Annotated in this window: 11 protein-coding genes; 3 read left to right on the top strand and 8 right to left on the bottom strand. The window is 71.3% G+C overall.

Going from position 1 to position 10,130, the window contains the following annotated elements:
* Window positions 1-119: 119 nt before the first annotated feature.
* From ACWD3I_RS45720 to ACWD3I_RS45700, 5 genes are all read right to left on the bottom strand, one after another.
* Window positions 120-623, bottom strand: coding sequence for a flavodoxin domain-containing protein (locus ACWD3I_RS45720; protein WP_365414188.1), 504 nt, complete (start codon window positions 621-623; stop codon window positions 120-122).
* A gap of 16 nt (window positions 624-639) precedes the next feature.
* On the bottom strand, window positions 640-1,542 hold the full coding sequence (locus ACWD3I_RS45715) for a universal stress protein (RefSeq protein WP_365414190.1): 903 nt from the start codon (window positions 1,540-1,542) through the stop codon (window positions 640-642).
* Between the two features lie 5 nt (window positions 1,543-1,547).
* A complete protein-coding gene (locus tag ACWD3I_RS45710) occupies window positions 1,548-1,709 on the bottom strand; it encodes a hypothetical protein (RefSeq protein WP_365414192.1) in 162 nt (53 codons plus the stop codon).
* Between the two features lie 12 nt (window positions 1,710-1,721).
* Complete coding sequence (locus tag ACWD3I_RS45705; RefSeq protein WP_451084391.1) at window positions 1,722-2,627, bottom strand: universal stress protein; 906 nt, start codon at window positions 2,625-2,627, stop codon at window positions 1,722-1,724.
* A 149-nt stretch (window positions 2,628-2,776) separates the two neighbouring features.
* Window positions 2,777-3,406: a DoxX family protein gene (locus ACWD3I_RS45700; RefSeq protein ID WP_365408334.1), complete on the bottom strand. Its 630-nt coding sequence runs from the start codon at window positions 3,404-3,406 to the stop codon at window positions 2,777-2,779.
* A 206-nt stretch (window positions 3,407-3,612) separates the two neighbouring features.
* On the opposite strand from ACWD3I_RS45700, the gene ACWD3I_RS45695 reads away from it, so the two are divergent.
* From ACWD3I_RS45695 to ACWD3I_RS45685, 3 genes are all read left to right on the top strand, one after another.
* Window positions 3,613-5,349, top strand: a complete 1,737-nt coding sequence (locus ACWD3I_RS45695) for a SulP family inorganic anion transporter (RefSeq protein WP_365408337.1) — start codon at window positions 3,613-3,615, stop codon at window positions 5,347-5,349.
* Between the two features lie 146 nt (window positions 5,350-5,495).
* Complete coding sequence (locus tag ACWD3I_RS45690) at window positions 5,496-5,936, top strand: cyclic nucleotide-binding domain-containing protein (RefSeq protein ID WP_365408453.1); 441 nt, start codon at window positions 5,496-5,498, stop codon at window positions 5,934-5,936.
* 176 nt (window positions 5,937-6,112) lie between these two features.
* A complete protein-coding gene (locus ACWD3I_RS45685; protein ID WP_365408339.1) occupies window positions 6,113-6,814 on the top strand; it encodes a response regulator transcription factor in 702 nt (233 codons plus the stop codon).
* Window positions 6,815-6,862: 48 nt separating this feature from the next.
* Here the strand turns inward: ACWD3I_RS45685 and ACWD3I_RS45680 are convergent, their stop codons facing one another.
* The 3 genes from ACWD3I_RS45680 to ACWD3I_RS45670 are packed head-to-tail and all read right to left on the bottom strand — an operon-like array spanning window position 6,863 to window position 10,055.
* A complete protein-coding gene (locus tag ACWD3I_RS45680; RefSeq protein ID WP_365408342.1) occupies window positions 6,863-7,834 on the bottom strand; it encodes a TauD/TfdA dioxygenase family protein in 972 nt (323 codons plus the stop codon).
* Window positions 7,835-7,884: 50 nt separating this feature from the next.
* Window positions 7,885-8,457, bottom strand: a complete 573-nt coding sequence (locus ACWD3I_RS45675) for an AAA family ATPase (protein WP_365408345.1) — start codon at window positions 8,455-8,457, stop codon at window positions 7,885-7,887.
* A gap of 41 nt (window positions 8,458-8,498) precedes the next feature.
* Entirely contained in the window at window positions 8,499-10,055 is a 1,557-nt protein-coding gene (locus ACWD3I_RS45670) for a glycoside hydrolase family 32 protein (protein WP_365408348.1), read from the bottom strand.
* Between the last annotated feature and the right edge of the window lie 75 nt (window positions 10,056-10,130).

Below are 10,130 nucleotides of genomic sequence, written 5' to 3'. Positions count from 1 at the left end.
GGGAGTTGTTCGCGACGGATCCGGGGCGCGCGGAGCGGTACGTGGTACGCGTCGGCGATCTGCGGATCGACTACTCCAAGCACCTGATCACGCACCTGGGCCGCTGCGATGAGGACTCCTCACCTCCGACGCTCCGCCAACTCCCCTGCCGTACGAGCTGCCCACGCCTCGATCCGGGCGAAGTCCCGGAAGTCCCCGCCCTTTCCGGAGCGGAGGATCATCCGGGCGACGAACCCCTTCGCGCCCTCTTCCAGGCAGCCGCCGAAGGTGACGTGCTCGTCGGCGTCCAGCCGTGTCATGGCGCGTTGCACGCCGGGCACCGGCGGGATGTCCCGCTCGGCGGCCGACGCGTCGAGCGGTCCGCTGCTGAAGAACCGGAGCGGGCGTTCGGCGAGGGCCCTGCGGTGCCGCCGGACGAAACGGCGGGCGTCCTTGTGCCAGCGTCCGGCGTACAGGCCGCCCCCGATCACGACGGCGTCGTACTGCTCGACGCCGGCCACCGATCGGGCGGGACGGGCCTCGGCGCTCAGCCCTTCCTTGCACAGCACTTCGGCGATGGTCTCGGCGATCCGGGCGGTGGAGCCGTTCGTCGTCCCGTAGGCCACCAGTACTTTGCCCGTCATGGTGGTCCACCTCCTCTCACATGCTGTGCGGCCGGTCCTCGGCCGCACCCACCCGTTCGGGCACGATGGCGACCGGGCAGGCGGAGTGGTGCAGTACTCCATGGGCCACCCGGCCCAGTTGGAGCCCGAAGTGGCGTTGATGGCGCCGGGCTCCGATGACCAGGAGGTCGGCGTCGTGCGAGGCGTCGACCAGTGCGGTCCGGGTGTGGCCCTCGACGGTACGGCGGTGCAGCTCGACATCGGCCGGGGCGTCCTGGAGTGCCGCTTCGAGTTCCTCGGCCGCCCGCTGTTCGTGCAGCCTGGCGGGCTCTCCGGCGAGCAGGGGATGGTCGGTGGTCTCGTGCGTGGGGCACCGCCAGGCCCGTACCGCCTCCACCGGCACCCCACGTCGCCGAGCCTCGTCGTAGGCGAAGCCCACCGCTGCCGAGCCCGCCGCCTTCTCCGCGACCCCGACGACGACACGACCGCGTGTGCCGGTCCGGGCCTGGTTGTCATGACTGCCCCGCACGATGATCATCGGGCAGTGCGCGTGACCCGCCACGGTCAAGCTCACGGAACCCAGCAGAGCCTCGGCGATGCCACTGCGGCCTCGGGTGCCCGTCACCAGCAGGGAGGCGCTCCTGCTCTCCCTCACCAGCACGTACTCGGGCTCCTCGGCCAGCACCTCGGTGGAGATCTTCAGGTCGGGCCGGCGACCGTGGGCGCGACGGGCCGCCGTCCCGACGATGTCCTCGGCACGCGACCGCTCATCCGGCTCGCCCTGGTCCTCGGCGAGCCGGTCGCCCTCGTACCGCTGCCACAGCGAGGCGTACACGAGGCGCAGCGGCGCCCCGCGTCGGACGGCCTCGTCGGCGGCCCAGTCGACCGCTCGCAGGCTGGGTTCGGAGCCGTCCACTCCGACGACGACCGGCAGGTCCATCGCCCTCACCTTCCCGTACCGAGGTCGAGGACGATCCGGGTCTCGACCTCTTCGCGCCGCATCTCGTCCATGGACTCGCCGACCGACGTCGGCCTGTGGGTCTCCTGGTTCGCTCGGGTGCGTCCGGCCACTTGCACGCCGAAGGCTTCTACGACCGCTGCCTTCATGGCTACTGCTCCTCAGGGGTGGGGGACGACGGCGACGGGGGCGGCGGAGTGGTGCAGGACGGTGTGCGCGACAGGACCGATGTGGGCGCCGAACGGGCTACGGCGGATGCGGCGGCCGACGACGACCAGGGAGGCCCCGCGGGCGGCGTCGACGAGATGGTTGCCGGGGGTGCCGTAGCGGGACTCCTCGATGACCTCGGTGTCCGGGTGCTTCTTGCGCCATCGCGCAAGGACCTCGGTCAGCGCAGTGGTCTCGCGTCGGGCCAGTTCTCCGTGGAGTTCCAGGTCCGAGGCGAGCCCGTAGGCGTAGTACGGGGGCGGGTTCCAGCCGTGGACGACCCGCAGGGACGTGCCACGGCGAGCCGCTGCGGCGAACGCGAACCCGATCAGCTCCTCGTCCGGGTTCTCGATGTCGAGGCCGAGGACGACGGGCCGGAAAGCGGTCGCGGCGGACGGGATGCCGACGGGATCCATCTCGTGCTCGTCGGAGGCCTGCTCACCGGCCCGGACCAGGACGACCGGCCGCTCGGCGTGCGCCACGACCGACAGCCCGACCGAGCCGACCATGAACCCGCCGATCCCGCTCAGTCCGCGCGAGCCCAGCACCAACAGCTCGGCGTCCTTCGCCGCGCTCGCCAGGACGTCCGCGGGGTGACCGGACAGCTGCTCGGTGGTCACATCGAGGCCGGGGTGGCGCAGCCGGAGGCCCGCGGCCGCCTCACGCGGGATCCGCTCGGTCCAGTGCGCCTGCGTCTCCGCGGAGCGGAGCGGTGCCTGTGACATGGGCTCCGGCACGGGCTCCCAGACATGGACCAGCTTCAGCGGCAGGCCGAGCAACCGTGCCTCGCGGGCCGCCCATTCGGCCGCGGCGCGGCTCTCGGCCGAGCCGTCCAGACCGACGGTGATCGTGCGGGTCATGAGGTCCACCTTCCGAATCCGCTGAATCGGGTCCTGATGCGAGCGTCGTCCTCAGCTGAGGCTCCCGGCAGGGGCCGTATGTCCCCCACCCGGGGCCGACCGGCCCAGACCGGTGCCGAGCGCGCGGGCCCGTCGCGCCCCTCCCTCGGTCAGCGCAGCCAGCGGTTGCGGTGGACCAGCGGGAGTTTGGCCCAGGCCTTGCCGAGGCCGAGGGTGTCCCCGGCGGAGACGGCCGCCAGGGCGATCAGGACGACCGCGTAGACGAGGTGGTACTCCGCGAACGGGTTCGTCGACATGCTCGGCGAACCGTCGGCGATGTGCCGGGCGGGCGGCCACTCGGCGACCCACATCAGCGCCGTCATCACCGTGCCCGCGACGGCCGCGAACCGCAGCGCCACACCGGCGACGAGCGCGACGCCGATACCGAGCAGACCGAGCATGAACAGCCAGTCGGCCCAGGAGTCCCCGGCCCAGGAGTGGAAGGTCGACTCCATCGGTCCGGCGGCCACCCCGCCGAGGAAGCCCTTGGTGGGCGAGCCACCGTCGATCCAGCCGTTGCCGGACCGGGTGGCGTAGCCGAGGCCGAAGGTCTTGTCGAGGAAGGCCCACAGGAAGACGAACCCCGTCAGCAGACGCAGGGATGCGAAGACGTAGGCCTGCGCGGTGTGCGTGTCGCTGGATGCGGACACGGCGGACTCGGATGCCGGGGCGGTCCGGTGCCTGCGGAAGGTCGGCAGACGGAAGCCGGGACTCCGGTGCGGGTGCTCGTGGACGGCCATGGTGGTGATCCCTTCAGGGGCGAGTCCGTTCCGTGTCCGACATCCCTCACTCTCGTCTCGTGCAGGGGTGACCGCCGGATGCCGGAGGTCCGTACTCGTAGGGCTGAACGACCCTGTCCACAGGGCCCGTCGGGGTGCATGATCGGGCTCGGCGCACCGGCGCCACACCACCGGTGCACCCTGTGTCGGACGAAGAGAGGCGGCCCATGTCCCGGAGCACGGGCGGACACGTTCCGGGGTGGCGCCGTACGGTGCCCGGGATCGCGCCACTGATCGGCTATCGACGTGCCTGGGTGCGAGGCGATCTGCTGGCCGGCGTCACCGTGGCCGCTTATCTGGTGCCGCAGGTCATGGCGTACGCGGGCGTCGCCGGACTGCCGCCGGTCGCCGGGCTGTGGGCGATCCTGCCCGCCCTCGGCGTGTACGCGCTCCTCGGCTCCTCGCGGCTGCTCTCGGTCGGCCCCGAGTCCACGACCGCGCTGATGACGGCCACCGTGGTCGCCCCACTGGCGGCCGGCGCCCCCGGGCGCTACGCGACCCTGGCGGCCACTCTCGCGGTCACGGTCGGCCTCCTGTGCCTGGTGGCCCGGGCGGTGCGGCTGGGCTTCCTCGCCGACCTGCTCTCCCGGCCGGTCCTGATCGGCTACCTGGCGGGCGTCGCGCTGATCATGATCGTGGACCAACTGCCGAAACTCACCGGCGCGGGGGCGACGGGAACCAAGTTCTTCCCTCAACTGTGGTCCTTCGCGGGGAACTTGCCCGACGCCCATCTGCCCACAGTGGTCCTCTCGGCCGCCGTGCTCGCGTTCCTCTTCGTGGCGGCCGCATATCTCCGCGCCGTGCCCGGTCCCCTGCTCGCCGTGGTCCTGGGCACGGCGGCCGTGGTGGTGTTCGATCTCGACGACCGGTACGGCATCAAGGTGATCGGCGAGGTCCCGTCGGGCCTGCCCGGCCTCGCGTGGCCGGACTGGAGCGAGGTGCCGCATCTCGTCCTGCCGGCCCTCGGTGTGCTCCTGGTCGCGTACACCGACTTCATCCTCACCGCGCGGGCGTTCGCCGGACGCGAGGAGGGCAAGGGCCCCGGCCTCGACGCCGACCAGGAGTTCCTGGCGCTGGGCGCGGCCAACCTCGGCGCGGGCTTCCTGCACGGCTTCCCCGTCAGCAGCAGCGCCAGCCGCACCGCGCTCGCCTCCTCGGCGGGCGCCCGCAGTCAGGCGTACTCCCTGGTCGCCGGCGCCGTGGTCCTCGCCGTCCTGCTGTTCCTCAGCCCCTTGCTCGCCCGCACGCCGTCCGCCGTGCTCGGCGCGCTCGTCGTCTACGCCGCCGTCCGCATGATCGACCTCGCGGGCTTCGGCCGCCTGGCGTCCTTCCGCCGCCGTGAACTCCTGCTCGCTCTCGGCTGCCTGGCCGGGGTGCTGGCCCTCGACATCCTCTACGGCGTGCTCGTCGCCGTCGGTCTGTCGGTGGCGGAGCTGCTGGTCCGGGTGGCCCGTCCGCACGACGCCGTCGAAGGCCTGGTGCCCGGGATCGCGGGCATGCACGACATCGACGACTACCCACAGGCCCGCACGATTCCCGGCCTGCTGGTCTACCGCTACGACTCACCGCTGTTCTTCGCCAACGCCGAGAACTTCCGCCGCCGCGCCCTGGCCGCCGTCGACGAACAGACCCGGCCCGTCCGCTGGTTCGTCCTCAACACCGAGGCCAATGTGGAGGTCGACATCACCGCACTCGACGCGGTCGACGAACTGCGCCGCGAACTCGCCGGACGCGGCATCGTGTTCGCCCTGGCCCGGGTCAAGCAGGACCTCATGGACGACCTCGAGGCGTACGGCCTCACGGACTCCGTCGGCACCGACCACATCTTCCCCACCCTTCCGACGGCGGTGACCGCCTACCGGGAGTGGAGCGAGGCGAACCCCGAGGAGACCACGGCGAGGTAGCGGAGGCAGGGCCGTGCGGGGCCGGGTGGCCCGGTCCAGGGCCGGGTGGCCCATGGCCCGGCGTCGTCGGCGGACGGAGCCTGGTCATGGCAGTTCCCACACCCGTCGGGAGGCACGCCGTGACCACCATCACCCCCACACCCAGCATGCTGCGGGCCCTGCCCGCCGAGCACCGGCAGCGGCTCATGCGCGTCGCCCGCGAAGTCTCGTTCCCGCAAGGAACACGTCTGTTCGAGGAGGGCGGCAAGGCTGACCGGTTCTGGATCATCCGCACGGGCACGGTCGAGCTCGACATGCGCGTGCCCGGCCGCAGCGCGGCCGTGATCGAGATCCTCCGGCACAACGAACTCGTCGGCTGGTCCTGGCTGTTCACCCCGCACGCCTGGCATCTGGGCGCCACGGCGACGACGCCGGTGCGGGCGTACGAGTTCGACGCCACAGCCGTCCGCATGATGTGCCAGGAGGACCCGGCCATGGGCCACACCATCGCCCAGTGGGTCGGCGACGTACTCGCCCACCGCCTGCGCTCCGCCCGGATCCGGCTGCTGGACCTCTACGCCCCGTACGGCGCCGGCAGCACTGTGTGACCGCGTCCGCGCCACGTGCCGAGAAGGAGTCGGGATCCGATCACCCCCGATGGCCCCGCCGAGAGTCTCCGAGCCGACTGGGGCCGGACGGCCCTAGTGCATCCGGTCCCGGAGAGCAATGATCGTCGTGACGGACAGCCCGCGATCCGTCCACCGCCGGGGAACGAGGGGTCGTCATGACCGAGGCACACACCTTCAGCGAACAGGACCCCATCCGTGTGTTCCTGCTGGACGACCACGAGGTCGTACGACGGGGTCTGACCGACCTTCTCGACTCCGAGCCGGACATCTCGGTCGTCGGCGACGCGGGCACCGTCGAGCACGCACTCGCGCGCGGCCCGGCGCTGCGCCCGCACGTCGCCGTGCTCGACGTACGGCTCCCCGACGGCGACGGCATCTCGGTCTGCCGGGAGCTGCGCAGCCAGATGCCGGAACTGGCCTGTCTGATGCTGACCTCGTTCGACGACGAGGACGCCCTGCTCGACGCGATCATGGCCGGGGCCTCCGGCTATGTCCTCAAGCAGATCCGGGGCTCCGACCTGGTCTCGGCCGTCCGCACGGTCGCCTCGGGCCAGTCCATGCTGGACCCCGCGACCACGGCCCGGCTGATGCGCTCGCTGCGCGCCGACCCCGCCGAGACCCCGGGCATGTCCCCCGAGCTGGCGAGCCTGTCCCCGCGCGAGCGGGACATCCTCGCCCTGATCGGGGAGGGGCTCACCAACCGGGAGATCGGCAAGAAGCTCTACCTGTCGGAGAAGACCGTCAAGAACCACATCAGCCGACTGCTGGCCAAGCTGGGCGTCCAGCGGCGCGTCCAAGCGGCCGTGATCGCCTCCCACTTGGACCGGCCGAACCCCGGCGGGCGCCCCGGAAGGTGAGCCCCGGCAGGACCACCCGGAACACGCCTTCCTGCACCTGCCCACGTCTCACCAACGACCGGTCTCGGTGCCGACGATCGGCTCCGACGGCTTGCCGTTCACGCCCACCGGGACGTCCCCGGCGAGCATCACCCGGTGCATGGTCCGTGGGAAGCCGAGGTGGGCGTTGTCGCCGGGGGCGAGGTGGATGGTGGCACGGTTGTCCCAGAAGGCCACGCTGCCCGGCTCCCAGCGGAAGCGGACGGTGTATTCGGGCCGGACGGCCTGCTCCAGGAGCATCTCCAGGATCGCGGTGCTCTCGGCCCGGGCGATGTCGGCGATCTGCTCGACGTAGTAGCCGTTGACGTAGAGGATCCGCTCCCCCGTCTCCGGGTGGACGCGCACCAGCGGGTGCAGCGAGGCGACCTGGTGGTCCAGCAGATGGCGGACGTAGGAGTCGTCACCGGGACGGGACTGATAGCCGACGCCGAGCCGGTGTTCCACCCGCAGTCCGTCCACGAACTCCCGTACCGGCGCGGAGAGTCCTGCGTACGCGGCGGCCAGGTTGGACCAGGTCGTGTCGCCGCCGTACGGCGGTACGGTCTCGGCCCGCAGGATCGTCGCGGCAGGCGGGTCGATACGGGCGCCGTGATCGCAGTGCCAGCCGCGCAGCAGGGTGTGCCGGCGTCGTTGGAGCCACTCGTCGTGCTCCATGCCGAACTTGCCGCCCAGTTCCAGCCGGTCGGCGGTCGTCTCCACCTCGGGAAAGCCCGGCGGTGAGGCACTGCCCCGCTTCCGCAGCACCACCGGCTCGCCGAACCGGCTCGCGAACGCCACATGCCCGGCGTGATCCAGCCGCTGCTCCCGGAAGAACACCACCTTCCAGCGCAGCACCGCCGACCGGATCGCGGCGACCACGGCGTCATCGAGCTCCCCGGCGAGGTCGACCCCCGTGATCTCCGCCCCGATGTGCCCGGCGACCGGTTTCACCTCGATCCCCGGGATGTGCTCCGCCTCCGCCGTGCCCGTGTTCGTCGTCATCCGCACTCCGTTGGTCGTCCGCGGCCGCTCCCCGAAGATCGTGTCAGCGATCACGGGTCCTGGCGACAGGGCCTCTCCAGGATCACGTCCACCAGCTCGGCCACGGGACGGCCACCCGTGTCGATGCGGCACAGACCGTGCGCGTCGACCGACTCGACCATCAGTTGCTGATAACGCACGCTGCGGGCAAGGAACTTGTCCACCGGGTGCCGCCGCTCCTCCCCCCTCGCGGATTCCCGCACGCGCGCACCGAGCACCGCGTCGTCCGCGGTGAGCCAGACGGCCTCGGTGCGCGGAACGCTCAGCCTCGCGACCCGGTCCGGCCAGAGCGCGGAGCCCTCCAGTACGAGCCCCGGCCCGTCGCCCTTCGCACGTTCGGTGATCAGCTCCTCGATGCGCGGCCACAGGCGCTCGTAGTGGTCGAGCACCGAGCGGATCAGCTCGTCGACGGCGAGCATCTCGTAGTGCTCGACGACATGCGGCGGCACTTGCCCCCATGGCCTCCCCGGATGCCGGGCCAGCAGGTCCGTCGAGCGGAACGCGAACCCGAGCCGCTCCGCGACCGCCTGGGCCACGGTCGACTTGCCTGTGTGGGAGGTTCCCCCGATCAGCACTACGCGCACATCACCGACTCTAGACAGCTTCGGCGCGTGAGTTCACGGCCTCACACGGCGAACTCCCTTATCAGCACGTCCCGGAAGACCGCCGTCCCGCCGATCGTGAAGAGCGCGAGGCCGGTGTCGATCAGATAGGGGAAGACCTCCGAGGAGTGCACGTACCGGCCGTCGTCCACGAACATCTCGACGGACGTACGGTCGACCAGGATCCGCAGCTTCACCGTGCGGGCGCCCGGGTCGAAGGGGCTGTGGCTCTCCTGCCAGCGGCCGGAGGCGTCCGGGTTCACCGTGGTCCGGCGGTTGAGGAAGGCGAAGTCGGCGTAGATCCCGGCGTCGACGTGCCGGCCGCCGTCGGCCGAGCGGCGCAACTGGACGCCCGCTCCCGTGAGTTGGTCCCAGGTGATCTGGCAGGTCAGCTCGTAGGCCGTCCCCGTGTAGTCCAGGAGGCGGGTGCCGCTCACCTCCAGGTCGCCCAGGCTCACCGTCCGCGACACATAGGAGTCCAGCGCGGCCACCGGCCGTGATGCCAGGTAGTACCCGCCGGAGGACGCGCGCTTCAGGGTGACCTCGCGGACGATCGAGTCGGTGCCGTTGAAGCCGTCGGAGTCGATCGTGGGCGTGGTGTTCGCGTAGTCCCAGTTGTTCAGCCAGCCGATCGCGTACCGGGCGCCCTCGTCGAGGGTGCCGTCCTGGGCCCGTTTCTCGAAGGTGACGGCGCCGTACCAGTCCCAGCCGTGGTCGAGCCACTGCGGGGCGTCCGCTTCGGCCGTGAACGCGGTGCCGTCGAAGGAGCCGGTCCAGTAGGCGTAGGTGTTGGGCAGCCCGGCCCCCTTGGCGTTGGCGCTCACGCCCAGCACCCACTTCGCCGTGCCGTCGTCCGCGGTGATGCGGAACAGGTCGGGGCACTCCAGGACGCCGATACCGCCCTTGACGAATCCGCCGACGTAGGTCCAGGACTTGAGGTCCGCCGAGTGGTAGAAGCCCACCTTGTCGTTCTCGGCGAGGGTCATCACCCAGCGGTCGCGTTCCTCGTCGCGGACGACCTTGGGGTCGCGGAAGTCGCGCACGCCGGGGTTGGCCAGGACCGGGTCGCTGCCGTGCGGGCGGAAGGTGCGTCCGCCGTCGGTGGAGTAGTACAGGAACTGCTCCTGCTGTTCGGTCCCGCCGCCCGGTGACATCGTGACCAGCGCGATCACCGCGCCCGCGCCGAATCCCGCGGTGCCGTCCGTGTCGACGACCGCCGAGCCCGACCAGACATCGCCGTTGACGGTGGTGTCCTTGGGCACGGCGATCCCCCGGTCGGTGAAGGAGACCAGGTCCCGGCTGGTGGCCAGCCGCCAGGCGGTCCCCGCCTCGGTACCGCCCGTGAAGTAGTCCGCGTTGTACAGGTAGTAGTAGTGGTACTCGCCGTCGATCCACACCGGTCGCTGCGGATCGTTCTTCCACTGGTCGGGGACCGTGAAGTGGTAGGCGGCCCGGTACCCGGCGCACGCGGTGGTCGCCTCGGGCTTCGCGGCAGCCGGAGCGGCGGCGACCGGCAGCAGCACGGCCGCCGCGCCGGCCGTGGACCCCGCGAACAGCGCTCTCCTGGACAACCCACGCATCACACATCGTTCCTCTCGTCGGAAACGGCGGCTCATGGGTCCAGGACTCTGGGACCTAACTCGTTAAAGGTCAAG

It is taken from the genome of Streptomyces sp. NPDC002817 (assembly GCF_053592055.1).
This window is presented reverse-complemented; position numbering and strand designations above follow the sequence as displayed.

Coding starts and splice junctions, on each gene's coding strand:
- ACWD3I_RS45705 (WP_451084391.1), bottom strand. CDS start 2,627: ATGACCCGCACGATCACCGTCGGTCTGGACGGCTCGGCCGAGAGCCGC.
- ACWD3I_RS45710 (WP_365414192.1), bottom strand. CDS start 1,709: ATGAAGGCAGCGGTCGTAGAAGCCTTCGGCGTGCAAGTGGCCGGACGC.
- ACWD3I_RS45690 (WP_365408453.1), top strand. CDS start 5,496: ATGCTGCGGGCCCTGCCCGCCGAGCACCGGCAGCGGCTCATGCGCGTC.
- ACWD3I_RS45700 (WP_365408334.1), bottom strand. CDS start 3,406: ATGGCCGTCCACGAGCACCCGCACCGGAGTCCCGGCTTCCGTCTGCCG.
- ACWD3I_RS45720 (WP_365414188.1), bottom strand. CDS start 623: ATGACGGGCAAAGTACTGGTGGCCTACGGGACGACGAACGGCTCCACC.
- ACWD3I_RS45670 (WP_365408348.1), bottom strand. CDS start 10,055: ATGCGTGGGTTGTCCAGGAGAGCGCTGTTCGCGGGGTCCACGGCCGGC.
- ACWD3I_RS45695 (WP_365408337.1), top strand. CDS start 3,613: ATGTCCCGGAGCACGGGCGGACACGTTCCGGGGTGGCGCCGTACGGTG.
- ACWD3I_RS45680 (WP_365408342.1), bottom strand. CDS start 7,834: ATGACGACGAACACGGGCACGGCGGAGGCGGAGCACATCCCGGGGATC.
- ACWD3I_RS45715 (WP_365414190.1), bottom strand. CDS start 1,542: ATGGACCTGCCGGTCGTCGTCGGAGTGGACGGCTCCGAACCCAGCCTG.
- ACWD3I_RS45685 (WP_365408339.1), top strand. CDS start 6,113: ATGACCGAGGCACACACCTTCAGCGAACAGGACCCCATCCGTGTGTTC.